This window comes from Dyella sp. 2RAB6 (genome assembly GCF_052115385.1).
GTDB lineage: Bacteria > Pseudomonadota > Gammaproteobacteria > Xanthomonadales > Rhodanobacteraceae > Dyella_D.
On sequence record NZ_JBFRGP010000004.1, the window covers coordinates 136705 to 157946 of the forward strand.

Sequence of the window (21242 nt, forward strand, 5' to 3'; positions counted from 1 at the left end):
GCGCGGGAAGGTGTTTCGAGGCCACGGGGAGGACCGTGGTGTTTTCCAAAACTGGAGAGAACCGCGGTATGTCACCTGTTTCCGTATCCGATCTTCCGCCCTCGTTGCGGCATCCTTCCCCTGGCCTGCGCCGCAAGCTGCTCGCCGCGCTGCTCGCCGTGCTCGGCATCGGCTCGGCCCAGGCCGCGGACGATGCGGCATTCGGCAATAACGCGATCGCCGCGCGCTGGTCGTATGCCGACGGCAAGCTTGACCACGTGGTGGTGGACGACAAGATCAACCAGCGTCCGCTGGAGATCACCGCGCCGTTCGTGCTGATCTTGGCCGACGGCAGCAAGTTCGCCACCGCCGACATGCACGCTGCCGCCGCGCCGAAGACGGCGATGCTGAAGGCGAATGCCAAGGCCTCGCGCCTGGCCGAACGCCTGAAAGGGCAGTCGGTGCAGGCGAGCTTCACCGACACCGGCGGCCGCTTCCGTGTCGATTGGCAACTGGTCCAGCGCGAGGGCTCCGATTATCTGCGCGAGATCGTCACCGTCACCGCGCTCAAGCAGGACGAGTCGATCAAGCGCATCGACCTGCTGCAGGCGAAGCTTGCCGACGCGGAAGTGATCGGCAGCGTGGCCGGCTCGCCGGTGGTTGCGGGGCGCGATTACCTCGGCTTCGAACATCCGCTGTCCGGCAGCCAGGTGCATGGCAGCAAGGTCAATCTGTGGATCGACCGCGAGCTGCCGTTGCGCAAGGGGCAGTCGGTCACCTACTCGGCGGTGGTCGGTGCCACCCATGGCGACCAGTTGCGGCGCGACTTCGCCACTTACGTCGAACGCGAGCGTGCGCGTCCCTATGCGCCGTTCCTGCACTACAACTCCTGGTACGACATCGGCTACTTCACGCCCTACACCGAAGCGCAGGCGCTGGATCGCATCCAGGCCTTCGGCGAAGCGCTGAGCGTGAAGCGCCACGTCAAGCTCGATTCCTTTCTATTCGACGATGGCTGGGACGACCGCAGCGGTAGCTGGCATTTCAGCAAGGACTTCCCGCGTGGCTTCCTGCCGCTGCGCGAAGCCGCTGCGAAGTACGGCGCAGCGCCGGGCATGTGGCTGTCGCCGTGGGGCGGCTACGGTCCGCCGAAGAAGGAGCGCGCCGAGCGCGGCGCGCAGGCCGGCTACGAGATCATCGACGGCGGCCTGGCCCTGTCCGGCCCGAAGTATTACCAGCGCTTCCACGACGCGGTGATGGAACTGGTGAGCAAGGACGGCGTCAACCAGTTCAAGTTCGACGGCACCGGCAATGCCGACAAGGTGTTCCCGGGCAGCGTGTTCGACAGCGACTTCGGTGCGGCGATCCAGCTGATCGAGGATATCCGCGCGGCCAGACCCGGCACCTATATCAACCTCACCACCGGCACCACCGCTTCGCCGTTCTGGCTGCGCTACGCCGATTCGATCTGGCGCGATGGCGAGGACGACGACCTCACCGGCGTGGGCAGCAAGCGCGAACGCTGGATCACCTACCGCGACCGCGAGACCTACCGCAACATCGTGGTGAAGGGGCCGCTGTTCCCGCTCAATTCGCTGATGCTCCATGGCATCATCTATGCGAAGGAAAACCGCAACCTCAGCACCGACCCGGGCCATGACTTCGCCAACGAAGTGCGCTCGTACTTCGCCACCGGCACCCAGCTGCAGGAGCTGTACATCACGCCCACGCTGCTGACCGAAGCCGATTGGGACCTGCTCGGCGACGCGGCGCGCTGGGCGCGCGACAACGCCGACGTGCTGCGCGATTCGCACTGGATCGGCGGCGATCCGGGACGCCTGGACGTGTACGGCTGGGGTGCGTGGTCGGCGAAGAGGTCCATCGTCACCTTGCGCAATCCCGACGCGAAAGCGCAGACGATGGTGCTCGACCTGGCCCGCCAGCTGCAGCTGCCGGCCGATGCCGCGCGCAACTTCGGCGTGCGCGACGTGTGGAAGACCGGCACTGAACCGGTGCCGGCCACGCTCGATGCCGACCACGCCACGACGGTGCAGCTGGCGCCGTTCGAAGTACTGACGCTGGAACTGACACCCACGCGCTGAATCGATCGCGCCGGCTGCCGCGGGAGGCGTGCGGCCGGCAGGCGATCTCCGGGGAGGTAGGCATGACCACGTTCGACCGCACGAGGCGCGGACTGTTGAAAGCGGCGGCGCTGCTGCCGCTGGCGGGCACGCTGGGTTCGTTGGCGCGGGCGGCGGAAAGGCCGTCGTCCGTGGCCGACTCTGCGCAGGCAAGCTTCGCGATCAAGCCGGATGGAGCAGGGCGCCTCGTCAGCGAATCGCTGGCAAGCCTCAGCTACGAGACCGGGCAACTGGCGGACCCCAGCTTCTTCTCGGCGGGCAATCGCTCGCTGGTCGAGCTGCTGCGCCGCATGAATCCGCACGGTGTGCTGCGTATCGGCGGCAACACCAGCGACTTCACGGTGTGGAGCGAATACCACGGCGAGCTGCCGCAGCAGCAGGCGCGCAAGGGCGGGCCGCAGCATCCGGTGCTGCTTCGCCCCGCGGCCTTGCATGAGCTGGCCGGCTTCCTGCGCGCGACGGGCTGGAAGCTGATCTTCGGCGTGAACCTGAAGATCGGCGTGCCGGCCATGGCGGTGGCGCTGGCCAAGGCGGTGCGCGAAGCCGTGGGCGACGACCTGGTGGCGATCCAGATCGGCAACGAGGCGAACAACTACGCGAAGGACTATGCGGCCTTCGATGCGATGTGGACGCCGTACGCCGAGGCGCTGCGCGCGGCCGGCTTGCCGATCGGCGGCCCGGATACCGGCGCCAACTCCGACTGGGTCACCGAGTTCGCGCAGCGGCATGGCAAGGACAGCGTTCTGCTCAGCCGGCACTACTATCGCGACGCCGCGCCGCGCGGTTCGATCGGCGACCTGCTCGGCGGCGATCCGGGTTGCATCGAGGACACCGAGCGATTGGCCGGCGTCGCCGATGCCGCCCATCTGCCGCTGCGCCTGACCGAAGCCAACTCCTATTACTTCGGCGGACGCGATGGCGTCAGCAATGTATTCGCTTCGGCGCTATGGGGTGCGGACTTCATGCTCGCGCTGGCGCAGCTGGGCGTGGAGGGCATCCATTTCCACGGCGGCACCTTGGCTTCGGTGGAAGCGTCGCTCGGCCGCGAAGCCGATAGTTCGACCGCGGCAACGGATATGGCCGCGCGCCGCGATGCGGTGAGCTCGCGCTACTCCGCCATCGCCGGCAACGTCGAACTGGGTTTCCAGCCGCGGCCGCTGTTCCACGGCATCGAACTGGCGCAGCGCTTCGCCGGCGCACGCATGTTGCCGGCTCGCTTCGATACCGGCGGCGCCAACCTCGGCGCCTACGCCGCTCGCCGCGGCGACACGGTGCTGGTCGCGCTGATCAACAAGGACACTTTGCGCGACGCGGACGTCGCTATCGCCGGTCTCTCCGGCTACGGCAAGGCGAACACGATGCGCCTGCGCGCACCGGCCCTGGACAGCCGCGGCGGGGTCAGTTTCGCCGATGCCAATGAAGACGTGCATCTGGATAAGCAAGGCGCGGCGCGTATCGCCGTGCCGCGCGGCAGCGCCGCGCTGTTGAGTTTCGAACGGATGGTTTGAAAGGGCTGGCATGGACGCCGTTACCTGCCGGCTTGGTCGCGGCAGTGGGGAAGGAGCAGTCAATCAATGAGCCATAAAACGATTGGGGAGTTGCCGAAATGAACAAGCGTCAAGCCAAGTACCAGAGTTTGTGTCGAAGCCCACTGAGCCTGCTGATCGCCCTTAGCCTCGCCGGCGGCATCGCGCACGCACAGTCCACCACCGGCAGCATCGTCGGCCAGGTGCCCGCGGGCATGGGCGATACGGTGACGCTGCAAAGCGCCAACGGCCTGCAGCGCGACGTGGCGGTGGACGAGCGCGGCCGCTATTCCGCCAACCAGCTGCCGCTGGGCAATTACACGGTGACCCTGAAGCGCGCCGGCCAGGCCGTACAGACGCGCGACAACGTGGCGCTGCGCGTGGGCACGGCGACCGACGTGTCATTCACCGAGGCCGCGACCAGGAACCTGGAAGGCGTCAGTGTCACCGCCAATGCCTTGCCGGCGATCGACGTCACCAGTGTGGACTCGCGCACGGTGATCACCTCCGAGCAGCTGGCGAAGTTGCCGCTGGGTTATTCGGCGGAGGCGGTGGCGCGGCTGGCGCCGGGTGCGGTCAACAACGGCGGCGGCTTCACCAGCGCTACCGGCGGCTCGCTGGTCAGCTTTGGCGGTTCCGGCGCCAACGAGAACGCGTACTACATCAACGGTTTCAACACCACCGATCCGCTGAAGTCGGAAGGCGGCCTGACCCTGCCTTACGGCTCGATCGACCAGGAAGAGGCCTACACCGGCGGCTACAGCGCGCAGTACGGCCGCTCCGACGGCGGCGTGCTCAATATGGTGGGCAAGCGCGGTAGCAACGAATGGCATTTCGGTGGGCGCGCGAGCTGGGAGCCGGCCTCGCTGCGTTCCTCGGCCAAGAATTTCTATTACGAAAACGGCCTGCCCAATCCGCCACTGCCGACCGGCTCGCTGTATTCGCCGCGCGAGAAGAACGAATACTGGATCACCACCTATGACGCCTATGTCGGCGGTCCGCTGATCAAGGACAAGCTGTTCTTCTTCGCCTCGGCGGAGATGTCCAAGCAGCAGGGCAGCTCGGTCGGCACGGTGACCAGCAGCTCGCCGTACCAGACCTACGCCTACCGGATGCCGAAGTGGTACGCGAAGCTGGACTGGAACATCAACGACAGCAATATCATCGAACTGACCGGTGCGTCCAATAAGCGCTCCTACGAGGGCAATCTGTACCGCTACGACTTCCAGAACATGGTGCCCGGCCGCCTGGTCAGCCATGCCGACAGCACCAAGAGCGGCGGCGACATGTGGACGGGCAAGTACACCGGTTATCTGACCGAGAGCCTCACGCTGACCGCGCAGTACGGCAAGATGAAGACGCGCGCGTTCCAGCAGCCGGTCGGCTACGCCCCGGACCTTACCTACGTGTCGGGCATCACCTCGCAGAACCCGGCCATCGTCGGCGGCCAGCCGCGCTTCAACAACCAGACCACCACCTCGCTGTACGACCCGGATCGCGGCAACACGGTGACCAACCTGCGCGTGGCCCTGGAGTACAAGTTCGGCGACCACACGCTGACCGCCGGCATCGACAACCTCACCGCCGAGGCGTTGAAGCAGGGCCGGGTGACCTCGGGTCCGGGGTATAGCTGGAGCTATGGCCATTCGGATCACCCGACCGCACCGCTGGATCCGGGCCTGGGCGTAGGTCCGACCGCGGGCTTTCCCAATGGCGCCACCGGCTATTACGTGATGAAGAACGTCAACAGCCAGTTGGCCAACGTGAAGACGGTGGAGCACGCGCAGTACCTCGAGGACAACTGGCAAGTCAACGACCGCCTGCTGTTGTCGCTGGGTATCCGCAACGACCAGTTCACCAACTACAACGCCAACGCGCAGGCGTATATCAAGCAGACCGCGCAGTGGGCGCCGCGGCTGGGTTTTGCCTGGGACGTCAACGGCGATTCCAGCTTCAAGGTGTTCGGCAATATCGGCCGCTATTACCTGGCCTCGCCGCTGGAGCCGGCGCTGAGCGCGGCAGGCGCGCAGACCAGCACCACGCAGTACTTCACCTATAGCGGCATCAATCCGGACGGCACGCCCAGCGGGCTGACCCAGATGTCGCCGCCGGTGTCGGCCAACAACAACTTCGGCGTGCTGCCCGACCCGCGGACGGTCACCGCCAAGGACCTGAAGTCGATGTACCAGGACGAGTACATCCTGGGCTTCACCAAGACCCTGGGTCACGAATGGGTGTACGGCGCCAAGGCCACCCGCCGCGTGCTGCGCAGCGCGATCGACGACTTCTGCGACGTCGACCTGATCACCGCCAAGGCGCAGGCGCTGGGCTACAACGTCAGCTCGCTCAACAGCTGCTATCTGATCAACGCCGGCCGAGCCAACACCTTCGTGGTGCTGGACGATGCAGGTCAGCATCATGACGTGAAGCTCAGCCGCAAGGAGCTCGGCTTCCCGGATATGAAGCGCAAGTATTACGAGCTGGACCTGTTCATGGAGCACCCGTTCGACGGCAAGTGGTACGGCAAGCTGGACTACGTGTTCTCGCGCAGCTACGGCAATACCGAGGGCTGGACGCAGTCCAATGTGCAGTCCGATGGCCCGAGCGAATCGGCCGACTGGGACAACGCGCCGATCATGGTCTACAGCAATGGCGACCAGGGCAACGATCATCGCCACCAGATCAAGGCCTGGGGCTATTACCAGATCACGCCGGAGTGGCTGGTGTCGGGCAATGTGTCGTTGATTTCGGGCAGCCCGAACGTGTGCCTTGGCTTGTTCCCGGGTGACAATCCGGATCCGTCTTCCTACGGCTCCGCCTATCACTTCTGCCGCGGCGTACCGGTAACGCCTGGCAGCATCGGGCGTTTGCCATGGCAGCGCCAGGTGGACCTGGGCGTGAAGTACACGCCGGACTTTGCCGCACACAAGCTGGGTCTGCACCTGGACGTGTTCAACGCGTTCAACAGCCAGCCAGTGATCAATATCACGCCGAATCTCTATTCGAAGGCCGACGGAACCCTAAATCCGTTGTACCGCACGCCGCGTGTGATGCAGTCGCCTCGGTATGTCCGCCTGTCGGTGACCTACGACTACTGAGCTTCGGCTGGCACAGGGATGTGCCGTCATCTCAATGGATGAGCGTGTCGCGGCGACGCGTTGTTTTCTCGGGGTGGTTTGTTCTTTCATTAAGGAGGATAGCGATGGTTGCATTCAAAAGGGTGTCGCAAGGTCTTTTGTTCTTGTTTGCGCTAGTGGCGTCTTTTTCCTGTTTTGCGCAGACGCCTATAGCACAGAGCGTCATTTATCTTGATGCAAACAACAACATCATCGGTCAGCAGATGATTGCGTGTAATAACGTTGCGCAGCACGCGGGGACGATCAGCTTTTCGAATCCCAACAAGATTTACCAGGAATGGCCCTGTGAGCCGCAATGCCACTACATCGGTGGCGCCGATGGCGCTTCTCCTAGCAAGGACATCGAGTGCGATAACGGCGCTTACTATGTGATGTACAAGAATGTGTCAGGCGTCGCGACGGCGAATGGCATGACCGTGCAGCAGTACTGTTCCACGCCGTCGCCGATCTATCACAGCGTGAGTTGTGACGCGACGGAGCCGACTTATGCTGGCAGTTTGATTAACTACCAGCCCGGCTTTAGTCCTTGAAGCGAGGCTTTTCATCCAGGTGCTTATTGCGCCTGGATGCTCGAGGCGATGCGCGGAGGAGATGATATGGAATCTAGGTTTCTGCGATCAGGTCTTATCGGCTTGGTTCTGTGCGCATTGTCTTTCAGCTGTGCACATGCGCACGGAGACAAGGTCTCAATGGCCCAGGCCAAGCCAGATGACGACGCCAACGCCCCCTACAAGGTCTACGACACCACGCCCGCCATCACCATGGGTCCGCTTCTGCTGGACATGGCCGAAGACTCGGTAGTGATCGAGTGGATGACCGATGCGCCCAGCGACGGCAAGGTCAGCTACGGCGAGCACGCACTCGATCATGAAGCGGTGCCGCAGGTCGATGGCCTGGTGCCGGTGGGAACCATGCACCGCGTGGTGCTGCGTGGACTGCAACCCGGACGCACATATCGGTACCGCATTGCTTCGCGACGCGTGGTCGCGCTGCGGCCGTACTGGCCGGATCGCGGCAAGACCGTGGAGAGTGCGGTCTACGGTTTCACCACATTCGATACGTCGAAGAAGAGCACCAGCTTCGCGACGATGACGGACACCCACGAGAACGTCGAGCGCGTGCGCGCATTGGCCGAGCTGGCGCAACGCCAGCCGGTGGACTTTGTCGTGCATACCGGCGACAGCGTGCATTACGCCACCGGCGAGGACCAGCTGAAGGACAAGTTCCTGGAGCCGATCGCCACTGGGCTGCAAGGCCGCATGCCGCTGCTCTACGCGCGCGGCAACCACGAATACCGTGGCGGGTTCGCCCGCTCGCTCGGCGATTACCTGCATGCGCAGGAAGGGCGCTACTACTACACGCGCGACGAAGGTCCGGTGCATCTCGTTGTGGTCGATACCGGCGAGGACAAGCCGGATGCGACCAACGTCTACGCCGGACTCAATGACCTGCGCGCCTATCGCGCGGAGGAATACGCCTGGTTCAAGCAGGTGCTTGCCGACGAGCCGAGAATGCGCACTGCGCCGTTCACGGTGGTGCTTGGCCACGATCCCGAATGGGGTTGGCTGGACGGTGCCAACGCCGAGTGGACGAAGCGGGCGAACGAGGCCAAGGTCGATCTGTTCATCGCCGGGCATCTGCATCGGCTCGAACGCGTAAAGCCAGGCCAGCGCGGCAACGACTTCACCATTCTGGCGCTGGGGCAGGACCAGGTCGCACGGGTGGAGGTGGACGAGCGCGTGCTGAAGGTGAGCGTGATCGATCGAACGGGCCAGATCATGGACGCCTTCGTGCTGAAGCGGCGGGACAAATAGCGGCAGGTGTCGCCGCTACCGTCGAGGGGCGCGAAAATGGCCGCTGATATCCAGATTGACGTTGCGCGGGGATGGGAACGGTGTGGCAGCCGCAGGTGAATGCGAGCCTGCACTTGGGCTTGCCGCTGCCGCGGCGACCTGGGGCGCCTGGTCTGCGCGGGGGCGTTTGTTGGCGCGTGAGGCGGAAGGGTCAGCGACGGCCGGCGTTGCCGGCCTGGCGTGAATGGCGGCGACGCGCGTGGGTGGCGTCGCACTCGCGGCCATGCCCGCGGGCGGAGCATCCGCCCGCTTTCGCTTGCTCCCTCCAGTCCCGGCTGCTGCGACAGCAGGAAGATGCGGCGTCACCGCGGAAGAGGCGCTGGCCGCCGCGGCCTGGTGGGCGGAATGTGCGGCCACGCCGGAGGTGCCTGAAGCCGCCGTGGGTGGAGGTAGTGCCAATGGCGGAGGCTGCATATATCCGCCGCCCGCGATGGCTGCCCCGGCCGGACCATCGGCATGACGCAGAGGCGAATGAGGGGCGTCGGGCAGCAAGCGCCGGCGGCTGTCCTGGAGATCACTCATGGCGCTACGCGCCAGACTCATCACCGTGGCCTGCCCGGCGGCGGGCAGCGCGTGGTAATAACGCGCGAGCTTGGTCTTGGCCGCGTTCCGATCGCTTTCATAGGTCCTGCGTGCCCCTCTGTCCTTGAGCTTGCGGGCATCCTTGACGGTGGCGGCGCGTTCCCCGGGCGCCATGCTCATCACTACCAGCGCGGCCGAGGCTACGCCGGCTGTGGGTGGCGTCAGGTCGGGCGCTCGCAGCATCTTCATCATCTGCACGCGATTGAAATCGTGTCCCGCGGCCTGGCCCGCGGTATGCGTATCCGAACCGCTATGTCCGGCTGCGCCGCCGCCGGGCACGCTCAAGAAGGTTCTCGCCGTATCCGGACGCGCGCCATCGCTGGCTTCCATGACGGGTCTGACATTGGCCTCGCGGATCTTCCCGCGGGAGTAATGACGCAGGGCCGTCTTGCTGTTGGTGGCAGGCAGGGTCGACTCGACCGTGCCCTTGGTGCGGCCGGACAGGAGTACCGCCATGTCGGTGGGGGCGGCCCCTTCGTGGTGCCCGGTGCTGTGCCTGGACTCGGCCTTGGTCGGGTTGGAGGCGACCCGGAATTCCGCCGAGGTGGTCTTGTTGCCCCGCACGATCTTTTCGGTGGCTGCCTTCTTGAATGCTCCTTCCTTGGCCTGCGATGCCGTCAGTGTCCGGTCATCCGCGGTGAGATAACGAGGCGCCATGGGTGGCCGCGATGCGGGAGTGAGGGGCGCCACCATCGGCGACAGCGTGGCCGCCGCGCCGGCGGCCGCGGCGGCCGAGTGCGGCGATGCGGCGGCTGCAGCTGCTGCGCGGCGTGGGTGATGCGGGGACAACAGGGATGGGGTCAACCCGGATGGGGTGGCAGGTGATTGCGGCGTACGCAAACCTCCCGCGAAAGCCTGGCCTGCCACCGGCATCGCCGACAGCGATCCCGGCGAGCTGGCGGCGGCCGGCGTCATCCACAGGCCTGCCAGCGCGCCGGTTGGACGTGCCGCGGGCGATGGTGACGACGGTGGAGTGTGCCTGGCGGGCATGGACGCCGTGGCGGCCTGGGGCGTATGTAGCATCGCCATCGACGGCGCTCCGCCGCCAGGTGGGCGGGGCGATACCAGCGGCGTCGGCGGTGGCATGCGGGCCAGGCCGGGTGGCGCATGCGGCCTCGGCACAGGCGGTGGCAACAGCAGTGGCGAAACGGTGGGTGGGGCAGCTCCGCCAGGCGCATGGCTCGACGGCCGCGCGACCGCTGCCGCCCCCGGCCGCCCGGCAGGGGGCGTGCCCTGCGGCTTGGCAGTTCCCGAACTTCCGCCTGTTCCTTCCGGCTTCCCTGGCATTGCCCTGATCCCCCATCAAGGACCCCGAAGACTAATCGCCGTCGCCGCCGGCTGCCAGTGAGCCGGCTGCCGGCCCCGCCGGCCCCGGCGAAGCAGGCGTGGGAGCAAGTAATCTGGCGGCTATCGTCCGTGGGGAGGAGCGCCGATGGCTTGCACCGGCATGATGAAGTGGCTGCTGGCCGGTGTGCTGATGGTGGCCTCGTGCGGTGCCTGCGCCGACACGGCTTTCGAGGTGGCGCCCGCGCGCGCAGCCCTGAAGCGCCTGCTGCCGCATCACGCAGCGCAGATCGCACTGGTCGCGCTTCCTGCTGGCACCGAAGACCGTTACAGCATTCGCGGCCAGGCCGGCCATATCGAAATCGCAGGCACCTCGCCGGCCGTATTGCTCACCGGCGTCGAGGCGTATCTCGAACAGGTGCCTCACGTGAGCATCGGCTGGCCCGGCGACAGCCTGGATCGCCTGCCGGCCACGCTGCCGGCGCCATCGAGGACGATCGAGAGCCGTGCGGTGGTGCCGGACCGCTTCGCGCTCAACGATGTCGACGACGGCTATTCGGACGCCTATCTCGACTGGCCCGGATGGGAGCACAAGATCGATCTGCTGGCGCTGCGCGGCATCAACGAGGTGTTCATGCCGGTGGGTGCGGAGGAGGTGTATCGCCGCGCGTTCCGCGAGTTCGGCTATGGCGACGACGAGTTGCGTGCATGGATTCCGGCGCCGGCGCATCAGCCGTGGTGGTTGCTGCAGAACATGTCGGGTTTCGGCGGGCCGGTGTCGGCGGAGCTGTTCGACGCGCGCGCTGAGCTTGGCAAACGCATTGTCGAACGCTTGCGCGAGCTGGGCATGCAGCCGGTGTTGCCGGGTTACTTCGGCACCGTGCCACCGGGCTTCGCCACGAAACAGCCCGGCACGGCGCTGGTGCCGCAGGGCGAGTGGGTGGGATTTCAGCGGCCGGACTGGCTGGATCCGCGCGATGCGCATTTCGCCAAGGTCGCCGCGGCGTTCTATCGGCACCAGCGCGAGTTGTTCGGCGACGGCGTGCTGTACAAGATGGATCTGCTGCACGAGGGTGGGCGTGCCGGCGAGGTGCCGGTGGGCGAGGCGGCGAAGCAGGTCTTCGCTGCGTTGAATGCCGCTCATCCTGCCGCGAGCTGGGTGCTGCTCGGCTGGCAACACAATCCGCCGCAGGCGGTGGTGGCGGCGGTGCCGCACGATCGCTTGCTGATCGTCGATGGCCTGTCCGACCGCTACAACGGCATGCAGCGCAAGCAAGACTGGGGTGGTGCGCCGTTTGCGTTCGGCACGATTCCCAACTTCGGCGGACACACGACGCTGGGTGCGAATGCTGGCGTGTGGATCGAGCGTTTCGCGGCGTGGCGCCGCGACGATGCAGGTTCGCTGCGCGGCATCGCGTACATGCCGGAGGGCAGCGGCACCGATCCTGCCGCGTATGCGCTGTTCACTGCGCTGGCCTGGACGCCGGTGCCGGACGATGCGCGCCGCTGGTTCGACCGCTATGCGGCGAACCGTTACGGCGGTGACGACGCGCATGCGCGGGCTGCATGGCGGACCCTCGCGCAGACCGCTTATGCGATGCCGTCGGGCGAGTGGTCGGAGCCGCACGATAGTCTGTTCGGCGCACGGCCGAGCCTGGATGCGCGCAGCGCGGCGACGTGGTCGCCGACGGCGGCACGCTACGACCTGGCGCGCTTCGATGGCGCCGTGTGCGAGTTGCTGAAGGTGGCGCCGGCATTGCGCGCGACCTCCGCCTATCGCCACGACCTGGTGGACGTCACGCGGCAGGCGCTGAGCAATCGCTCGCGGCTGTTGCTGCCGCGCATCAAGGCGGCGTACGAGGCGAAGCATGCGCAGCAGTTCCGTGCGCTCACCGAGGAGTGGATGGGTGACATGGCGCTGCTCGACCGCTTGCTCGCTACCGATCCGGATTTCCTGCTCGGCCGCTGGCTGATGCATGCGAAAGCGGCAGCCCGCAACGACGCCGAAGCAGCCCAGCTCGAATACGACCAGCGCTCGATCCTGACCAGCTGGGGCGATCGCTCCGGCGCCGATCGCGGTGGCCTGCACGACTACGCCAACCGTGAGTTGGCGGGCCTGGTCGGTGGCTTGTATGCGCAACGGTGGCAGCGTTTCTTCGACACGCTGCAGGTTGGACCGAACGGCGGCGAAGCGCAGCCGATCGATGGGTTCGCGCTGGAGCAGGCTTGGGCGCGTTCGCGCGAGCCGCACGCTACGGAACCGGCGGGCGATCCGTGGCGCCTGGCCGGAGAGGTTGCGCATCGGCTGCGGCTTTGCACCGTCGCTGGCGACTGAGCCCGATCGTCATCCGCGCGCGGCATGGTGCGCGCGTACGCTCATTTGCGATCGGCACGGAACGAACGCGTGATGTCCATGGCGATGTCGCGGGCGCCGGCGCCGGATCCGCTGGCCGTGGTGCTTGGCGTAGTCGGCGGCGTCGCCGTGGCGACGGTGGTCGTGGTGGTGGTGGTCGTGGCTCGCGTCGGCGGCGTGGAGACGACGGGCATGCCGATCGTCAGCGTGTGGGAAGTGCTGGACGTCGACGACGAGCTCGATGAGCTGCTCGTGGGCATGGGTGCGAACGCGGATGACGGCGGTGTCGGCGTAAGCACGGGTGGCATGGGCAGGTAGCCGCCGCCGCCGAGGGCGGCGCCGGAACCGCCGGTCGGATCGCGCATCGGCGAGTGGGGGCGGTCGGGTAGCAGGCGGCGGCCGCTGTCCTTGAGATCGCCCATGCCCTGCTTGGCCAGTTTCATCACGACGTTCTGCTCTTTCGGGGGCAGGGCCTGGTAGTACGCGTCGAGCTTGCGCTTGGCGTCGTTCCTGCTCTGCTCGTAGCCCGCACGAGCCTGCACATCCTTGAGGCTGCCTGCGTTCTGCGCCTTGCTGGCGATCTGCCCTGGAGCGACGCTCATGACCGTCATGGCGCCGGCGACGGTGCCCGCCACGCCGGAGGTGACGCCGGGTTCCTGCAGGGTGCGCATGCCCTGGTGGCGCAGGAAGTCGTGCGCCTCGGCCTGTCCCGTCGTTTTTACGCCCGAGCCGGTATGGCCCGCCGGCTTGCCGCCAGGCACGCTGAGCACGGTCCGGGCGGTATCCGTGCGCGCGCCGTCGCTGGCTTCGGCGACGGGTCTGACATTCGGCTCCAGGATGCTGCTGCCGGCGTACTTCGGCAGCACGCTGTTGCCGGTCCAGGCCGGCATGGTCGCGGTGCCGTCGGTGTTGACCTTGCGCCGCGACAGGAACCGCATGGCGTCGGTCGGCAGGAAGCTCTCGTGATAGCCGCTGCTGTGCCCGGAGGTGGTCGGGTTGGAAGGAAAGCGGAAGTCGTTCTCGTCGATCGGCTTGGCCTGCACCACGTTTTCGGTGCCGATGGGGCGGAAGCCGCCGGAGGAGGCCTGCGCCTTGGTCAGCGTCTTATCGGACGAGGACTTGTAGGAAGTCATCGGCGACAGCGTCGACGGTGCGGTCGGCGGCGGAGGCATCGGCGACAGCGAGCTCGATGGCGATACCGAACTGGACGAGGTGGTCGGCGTGGTCGAATGCGGCGCGCCGCCATGCAAGGGCAGCAAGGGCGAAAGCGGCGAGGAGGAAGTGGTCGACGAGGTCGGCGGCAGCAGGGAGCTCGTCGATGTCGTGGTGGTGATCGAAGGCCGCGGTGCGCTGGTCGCGCCACCGCGCGTCATCGGCGACAGCGTGGTCGGCCTGGGCGACGGCGTGACCATCGGCGACAGCGTCGTACTGGACGCGCGCGTGGATGACGTGGATGACGTGGACGAGGTGGATGAACGCTGGAGCGGCCGTCCCGAGGTCGAGGACGAGGACGACGATGTCGAACGGCGCGGGCGCCCGCCTCCCGAGCCGCTGCTGCCGGAGCCGCCACCGCTGCCGGAGCCGCCACCCGATCCGCTGCCGCCCGTTCCGCCCGTTCCAGAACTCCCCGTTCCGTGTGGCATGACCCTGATTCCCCCATCAAGGACCCCGGAGGTTACTCCCGGCCCAGGGCGCTCGCCAGGGCACGGCCTCGCTGGGCATTCGCGCACGGCGGGGCCCGCCGGCCCGCGCTACCATCGAACGGCTTTCGCCCAGCCCGGTCGCCACGCGGATGCGCTTCCATCCCCCCGCCAGCCCTGAGGAGTCCCCATGCGGCGAAGAGAGTTCCTGCGCCTGAGCGCGCTCGCACCGTTGGGTGCGTTGAGCCTGCACGTCGATGCGGTGACCGTGCCGTCGATGCACACGGAACCGGCGCCCGACGGCCGCGCGCATCGCTTCGCGCTGGGCAAGCGCGACTTCCTGCTGGATGGACGTCCATTCCAGATCCGCAGCGGCGAGATGCATCCGATCCGGGTGCCGGCCGAGTACTGGACGCAGCGCATCCGCATGGTCAAGGCGATGGGCTTGAACACCGTTGCCATTTACCTGATGTGGAACGCGCTTGAGAAAGAACCTGGCGTGTTCGATCTCGAAAGCGGCAACCGCGACTTCGTGCGCTTCATCAAGCTGTGCCAGCGGGAAGGCATGTGGGTTTATCTGCGGCCCGGTCCGTATGTCTGCGCCGAATGGGATTTCGGCGGTCTGCCGCCGTACCTGCTGCGCGAGCCGGATATCCGCGTGCGCGACAAGGACGATCCGCGCTACATGAAGGCGGTGGCGCGCTACCTCGACCGGATCGCACCGCGCATTGTGCCGCTGATGGCGGCGCAGGGCGGGCCGATCCTGATGGTGCAGGTGGAGAACGAATACGCCTCGTTCGGCGGCGACCTGGCGTATCTGGAGCAGCTCCAGTCGATGTGGCGCGAGCGCGGCATCGAAGGGCCGTTCTCCATTTCGGATGGGCTGGGCACGATCCAGAAGCAGCAGACCTATCTGCCCGGCAGCGCGCTGGGCCTGGATGGCGATACCGATTTCGCCGCGGCGCAGGCGATTGCGGGCGAGGCGCCGGTGTGGGTGGGCGAGGGTTATCCCGGCTGGCTGACGCATTGGGGCGACCAGGATTTCCAGCGCGGCGATTACGCGGCGATGTTGAAGAAGCTGATGGCCGAGGGGCGCTCGTTCAATCTGTACGTGGCGCATGGCGGCACCAACTTCGGTTTCGGTGCGGGTGCCAATGCCGATGCGGACTATGGCAAGTTCGATCCGGTGATCACCAGCTACGACTACGGTGCGCCGATCGACGAGCGCGGTGCGGCCACCGCGGATTACCGCGAGTTCCGCGGCATCATCGGCGAGCGCCTGGCGCATCCGCTGCCGCAGATTCCCGCGCCGCCGCCGGCGATGCGCTTTGCCAAGTTCGAGCTGAAACCGTATGCGTCGCTGTGGGACAACCTCACGCCGTCGCCGACATCGGTCGAGCACGGGCCGGTGGCGAACGAGCTGCTGCTGGGGCAGGACCACGGCATGGTGTTGTATCGCGCGATGTCAGCCAAGGGTGGGCGTCTGTCGATCGAGGGCGTGCGCGATTACGCGACGGTGTTTGCTGCGGGGCGCTATCTCGGCTACATCTCGCGCGTGCGCAAGCCGGGCTTGAGCGAAGCGACGCAGATGGAAGTGCCGGCGCCGCACGCGCAGGATGGCGATGCGATCGAGATCCTGGTCGACAGCTTCGGGCATGTCGGCTATGGGCAGGCGATGGCGGACCGCAAGGGCATCGTCGGCGAGATCCGCCTCGATGGCGAAGTGCAGCAGCATTGGTCGGTGCATGGCTTGCCGCTCGACGCTGCGTATCTGGCGGGGCTGCGTCCGCTGCAGCGCAAGCCGGAGCGGCCGGGCCTGTTCTTCAAGGGGACGCTGGTGCTGGAGAAGACGGCCGATACGTACCTGGACATGAGCGCCTGGGACAAGGGCTATGTGTGGGTGAACGGGCATCTGCTCGGGCGGCATTGGAAGATCGGGCCGCAGCAGCGTCTGTTCTGTCCGGCGTCGTGGTTGAAGGCGGGGGAGAATGAGGTGCTGGTGTTCGATATGCATCGCATCGAAGCGGCGGCGATCGAAGGGTTCGAACGCCTGCACGGCTGACGTAGGTTGGGGTGAGCGCAGCGAACCCCAACATGTGACCCGTCATGCGCATCGCAACGTTGGGGTTCGCTGCCGCTCACCCCAACCTACGCCGGCATGGATATCGGCTGCTAGAACTCCACGTGCGCCCGCAGCGCCAGGAATTTCGCCGGTCCGCGGTCGCGGTTGTAGCCCGGGTGGCGCACCCATTGGAAATCGGGGCTCAGGGTCAGATGCTCGAACGGCACGAAGCTGTAGTACGCCTCGATGATCTGCTCGCGGCCGTAGTTCAAGGCGCCGTCGCCGAGCACGAAGCCGCTGCCGCCCAGCTCCAGATATTCGCGATGCGGCGAAGACAGCGTATTGATCGCGAAGCCCAGGCTGAAATGATCCTGCTGGCGCCCCCAATGCGTACCTGATAACTGGACGCCGCCGCTCAGCGTGCGATCCACTTCGGTGAATGCGAACGACTCGTTGCGCCCGTCGTTCCAACCCGCACGCATGAACACGCCGGTATCGCCGCCGTCGGCCAAGGGCAATTCGCCATTGAGGCCGAAGCCGTACTTCTTGCGCCCGGGACGATCGTCGGCGCGGATATCGGGAGTGCTGCCGGTGGCGAGCGCCTGGGCGATCACCGTGCGATACACGCCCATGCTGGCCTGGTTCTGGAACACCAGCGCACGCAGCGCCCAGCCATCCTTGTCCGGCTGGATGGTGAGTTCGAGCTGCTGGCCGCGCGCCTTGTGCAGCGACTCCACCAGGTGCGAACCGTTGGCCTCGGTCGGCATGCGGTAGATGCCGTAGCGCAGGCTCCAGCCGGATTGGACCAGGCCGAGCATCAGGCCTTCGGTATAGCCGCGCGTGTCGGCGGCGAAATCCCAGGCGACGTTGTTGAACAGCGCCCAGTTCATGAACTGCGTGCGGGTGCCGTCGGCGTAGCGGTTCTTGTCGAAGTCGTCGTTGATCGCCATCTTGCCGAGCTTCACTTCGATGCGCTGCGCGGGTTCCTTGCCGGGCAACTGGTCCATGGCGCGCCCGGCGTCTTCGGTGTCGTCGCCCAGTGGCAGCGTCCAGCGCAGGAAGCGGCGTGCGACGTAGGGCGTCTTGCCGAGGCTGGCGGAGCCGGAGCGGATCACGTCGCCGTTGGGCAGGCCGGCCATGCCGGTGGCGCCGCTGACACCCTCGCCCTTGAACATTTCCACGTCGAAGTAGAACTGGAAGCGGGCGGGCAGGGCGACGCCGAAGTAGGCGCCGAAGGTGTGCGAGCGAGCGGTGTCGGTGCGCGCCTTCAGGCTGAGCGGGCCGGCATACGGCGAATGCACGGCGTACTGGTGCTGGTCGATGAAGGTGTACTGCGCACCGAGGAACTGCGGCACGAATACCGGCGCTTCGTCAGCGTGCAGGACAGGGGCGGCGAACAGCAGTGCAGCGACCGCCAGGAAACGCAGCGATTTCATCCTTAACTCCCGTACGGCGCGGCCCGTGCTTCCCGCGGCAGCAGGCATGGTGGCATGCGCGTGTGGCACGTCAACGTCAACGTCAACGTCAATGGCCGTGGCGCGAGCAAACAAAAAGGCCGCCTTGCGGCGGCATCGTTACAAAAGGAAAGGCCGCCCTGCGGCGGCCTTTCGTAAAGCACATCGAACCGTCGATCAACCGCCGCGCGAAGCCTTCTTGCGATCGTTCTCGGTGAGGTGCTTCTTGCGCAGGCGGATTTCCTTCGGGGTGATCTCCACCAGCTCGTCGTCGTCGATGAAGTCCAGCGCCTGCTCCAGCGAGAACTTGATCGCCGGGGTGAGCTGGATCGCATCGTCCTTGCCGGAGGCGCGCATATTGGTCAGCGGCTTGGGCTTGATGGCGTTGACGGTGAGGTCATTGTCCTTGGAGTGGATGCCGACCAGCTGGCCTTCGTACACCGAATCGCCTTCGGCGGCGAACAGCTTGCCGCGCTCCTGCAGCGGCCCCAGCGAGTAGGCGGGGGTGTTGCCGGCGGCGTTGGCGATCATCACGCCGTTGAGGCGCTTGGCGATCTGGCCTTCTTCCTTCGGACCGTAGTTCTCGAACACGTGGAACAGCAGGCCCGAACCCTGGGTGAGGGTCTTGAACTGGTTCTGGAAGCCGATCAGGCCACGCGCCGGGATCATGTACTCCAGGCGCACGCGGCCCTTGCCGTCCGGCTCCATGTTCTTCAGCGCGCCCTTGCGCACGCCCAGGCGCTCCATCACGGGGCCCTGGTGGGTTTCTTCGACGTCGACCACCAGCTGCTCGATCGGCTCCATCTTCTGGCCGTCGATCTCCTTGATGATCACTTCCGGACGCGACACGGCCAGCTCGTAGCCTTCGCGGCGCATGTTCTCGATCAGCACCGACAGGTGCAGTTCGCCGCGGCCGGAGACCAGGAACTTGTCAGCGTCCGAGCCCTGCTCGACGCGCAGCGCCACGTTGTGCACCTGCTCGCGCTCCAGGCGCTCCTTGATCTGGCGGCTGGTGAGGAACTTGCCGCCGGAGAGATCCTTGTTGCCGGCGAACGGCGAGTTGTTCACCTGGAAGGTCATGCTGATGGTGGGCTCGTCCACGGTCAGCGCGGGCAGCGCCTCGGGCGTGTCCAGCGCGCACAGGGTGTCGGAGATGGTCAGCTCCTGGATGCCGGAGATGGCCACGATGTCGCCGGCCTCGGCGGTGTCCTGCTCGATGCGCTCCAGGCCCATGAAGCCCAGCACCTGCAGGATCTTGCCCTGGCGCTTCTTGCCGTGGCGGTCGATCACGGCCACCGGCATGTTCTTCTTCAGGGTGCCGCGCTGGATGCGGCCGATGCCGATCACGCCGACGAAGTTGTTGTAGTCGAGCTGGCTGATGCGCATCTGGAACGGGCCTTCCGGATCCACTTCCGGCTTGGGCGCGTGCTTCATGATGGCTTCGTACAGCGGGGTCATATCGCCTTCGCGGGTTTCCGCGTCGAGCGAGGCATAGCCGTTCAGCGCCGAGGCGTAGACGATCGGGAAGTCCATCTGCTCCGGCGTCGCGCCGAGGCGGTCGAACAGGTCCCACACCTGCTCGACCACCCAGTCGGGGCGGGAGCCGGGGCGGTCGATCTTGTTGACCACCACGATCGGCTTGAAGCCCATCGCGAAGGCCTTCTGGGTCACGAAGCGGGTCTGCGGCATCGGGCCGTCCATCGCGTCGACCAGGATCAGCACGGTGTCGACCATCGACAGCACGCGCTCCACCTCGCCACCGAAGTCGGCGTGTCCGGGCGTGTCCACGATGTTGATGCGGTTGCCCTGCCAGGTGATGGCGGTGTTCTTGGCCAGGATGGTGATGCCGCGTTCCTTTTCCTGGTCGTTGCTGTCCATCACGCGCTCAGCCAGGACGGTGCGCTCGGAGAGCGTGCCGGACTGCTTCAGCAGCTGGTCGACGAGCGTGGTCTTGCCGTGGTCGACGTGGGCGACGATGGCGATATTGCGCAGATTTTCGATGGACATGGGATGGGCTCGGGCGACCGGATGGCCGTCACGTGGGTTTCTCAAGGGCGAATCGGACGATTATACGGGCTTATGTGACAACTTGCTTGTTTGTCCCGCCAAAGCTTGAAGAAGGTGCAGGCTGGGGTGAGCCGAAGGCGAACCCCAACGTGGCCAGCTCCAGACGCATCGCAATGTTGGGGTTCGCCGGCGGCTCACCCCAACCTACGGCCCGCGGACGTCCCTGAACTGCTGTTCAGGCGGCCGTCCGCGCCCGGGTCACCCGGCTGGCGGTTTCCTTGTGCAGCTGCGCCGCCAGCCAGGCCCCGGCAGCCACCAGCAGGTCCAGGTTCACGCCGGTCTCCATGCCCATCCCGTGCAGCATGTAGACCACGTCCTCGCTGGCCACATTGCCGGTGGCGCCCTTGGCATACGGGCAGCCGCCGGTGCCGGACACCGCGCTGTCGACCACCCGCACCCCTTCCTCCAGGCAGCTGAGGATATTGGCCAGGGCCTGGCCGTAGGTGTCGTGGAAATGCACGGCCAGGGCGGCCATCGGCACCTCGGCCGCCACCGCCTTCAGCATGGCGCGGGCCTTGGCCGGCGTGCCGACGCCGATGGTGTCGCCGAGCGAGATCTCGTGGCAGCCAAGCTGGTGCAGCCGGGTGGCCACGTGGACCACGTCGGCCAGCGGCACCTCGCCCTGGTAGGGGCAGCCCAGCACGGTGGAGACATAGCCGCGCACCTTCACGCCGTCGGCCCGGGCCAGTTCCAGCACCGGGCGGAAGCGCTCGATGGATTCATCGATGCCGGCATTGATGTTCTTGCGGTTGAACGCCTCGGAGGCCGCGGTGAACACCGCCACCTCGGTGGCGCCGACCTCGCGCGCACGCCGGTAGCCCTGTTCGTTCGGCACCAGCACCGGATAGCTCACCCCGGGCACCTTGCGGATGCCCTGGAACACCTCGGCGGCGTCGGCCAGCTGCGGCACCCACTTGGGGCTGACGAAGCTGGTGGCCTCGATGGTGGCCAGGCCGGTGGAGGAGAGGCGGTCGATCAGCGCGATCTTCACGTCGGCCGGGAGCATGGCCTTTTCGTTCTGCAGGCCGTCGCGGGGGCCGACTTCGACGATGCGGACGTGGTGGTCGGAGCTATTCATGGGAGCTATCCGTCAGGCGGGCGTCTTCGTATGTGACATGCGGTTGCGCTGCGTGCGGCTCAAGTTGGGGTTCGCCTGGCGGCTCA

General features: G+C 66.4%; 13 protein-coding genes. 8 read left to right on the forward strand and 5 right to left on the reverse strand.

Annotation, left to right across the window (positions count from 1 at the left end; all coding sequences use genetic code 11):
* Positions 1-68 precede the first annotated feature (68 nt).
* The 5 genes from AB4083_RS08450 to AB4083_RS08470 all read left to right on the forward strand — a co-directional run bounded on the left by AB4083_RS08450 (position 69) and on the right by AB4083_RS08470 (position 8597).
* Positions 69-2081 (forward strand): enterotoxin, encoded by a 2013-nt coding sequence (locus tag AB4083_RS08450; RefSeq protein WP_441607339.1) that lies wholly within the window; start codon positions 69-71, stop codon positions 2079-2081.
* 62 nt (positions 2082-2143) lie between these two features.
* The gene (locus AB4083_RS08455; protein ID WP_441607340.1) at positions 2144-3628 is read left to right on the forward strand and encodes a hypothetical protein; all 1485 of its coding nucleotides are present in this window, start codon (positions 2144-2146) and stop codon (positions 3626-3628) included.
* A 98-nt stretch (positions 3629-3726) separates the two neighbouring features.
* Positions 3727-6744: a TonB-dependent receptor gene (locus AB4083_RS08460; RefSeq protein ID WP_441607341.1), complete on the forward strand. Its 3018-nt coding sequence runs from the start codon at positions 3727-3729 to the stop codon at positions 6742-6744.
* A gap of 104 nt (positions 6745-6848) precedes the next feature.
* Complete coding sequence (locus tag AB4083_RS08465) at positions 6849-7313, forward strand: hypothetical protein (RefSeq protein WP_441607342.1); 465 nt, start codon at positions 6849-6851, stop codon at positions 7311-7313.
* Between the two features lie 159 nt (positions 7314-7472).
* Positions 7473-8597, forward strand: a complete 1125-nt coding sequence (locus AB4083_RS08470) for a metallophosphoesterase (RefSeq protein WP_441607343.1) — start codon at positions 7473-7475, stop codon at positions 8595-8597.
* A 15-nt stretch (positions 8598-8612) separates the two neighbouring features.
* Here the strand turns inward: AB4083_RS08470 and AB4083_RS08475 are convergent, their stop codons facing one another.
* On the reverse strand, positions 8613-9875 hold the full coding sequence (locus AB4083_RS08475; RefSeq protein ID WP_441607344.1) for a hypothetical protein: 1263 nt from the start codon (positions 9873-9875) through the stop codon (positions 8613-8615).
* Between the two features lie 775 nt (positions 9876-10650).
* Between AB4083_RS08475 and AB4083_RS08480 the strand changes: the two genes are divergently transcribed.
* On the forward strand, positions 10651-12837 hold the full coding sequence (locus AB4083_RS08480; protein ID WP_441607345.1) for an alpha-N-acetylglucosaminidase: 2187 nt from the start codon (positions 10651-10653) through the stop codon (positions 12835-12837).
* Between the two features lie 41 nt (positions 12838-12878).
* On the opposite strand, the gene AB4083_RS08485 is transcribed toward AB4083_RS08480, so the two are convergent.
* Positions 12879-14114, reverse strand: a complete 1236-nt coding sequence (locus AB4083_RS08485) for a hypothetical protein (protein ID WP_441607346.1) — start codon at positions 14112-14114, stop codon at positions 12879-12881.
* Here AB4083_RS08485 and AB4083_RS08490 point away from each other — a divergent pair.
* Both AB4083_RS08490 and AB4083_RS08495 read left to right on the forward strand, forming a co-directional pair.
* Entirely contained in the window at positions 14077-14676 is a 600-nt protein-coding gene (locus tag AB4083_RS08490) for a hypothetical protein (RefSeq protein WP_441607347.1), read from the forward strand. The two genes, AB4083_RS08485 and AB4083_RS08490, sit on opposite strands and share 38 nt — an antisense overlap.
* A gap of 9 nt (positions 14677-14685) precedes the next feature.
* On the forward strand, positions 14686-16557 hold the full coding sequence (locus AB4083_RS08495) for a beta-galactosidase (protein WP_441607348.1): 1872 nt from the start codon (positions 14686-14688) through the stop codon (positions 16555-16557).
* A 110-nt stretch (positions 16558-16667) separates the two neighbouring features.
* Here the strand turns inward: AB4083_RS08495 and AB4083_RS08500 are convergent, their stop codons facing one another.
* The 3 genes from AB4083_RS08500 to AB4083_RS08510 form a co-directional block, all read right to left on the reverse strand.
* Positions 16668-17993 carry a carbohydrate porin gene (locus AB4083_RS08500; RefSeq protein WP_441607349.1) on the reverse strand — a complete coding sequence of 442 codons (1326 nt, stop codon included), beginning with the start codon at positions 17991-17993 and terminating at the stop codon, positions 16668-16670.
* Positions 17994-18188: 195 nt separating this feature from the next.
* Positions 18189-20018, reverse strand: a complete 1830-nt coding sequence (gene typA / locus AB4083_RS08505; RefSeq protein ID WP_441607350.1) for a translational GTPase TypA — start codon at positions 20016-20018, stop codon at positions 18189-18191.
* Positions 20019-20253: 235 nt separating this feature from the next.
* A complete protein-coding gene (locus tag AB4083_RS08510; RefSeq protein WP_441607351.1) occupies positions 20254-21156 on the reverse strand; it encodes a hydroxymethylglutaryl-CoA lyase in 903 nt (300 codons plus the stop codon).
* Positions 21157-21242 lie beyond the last annotated feature (86 nt).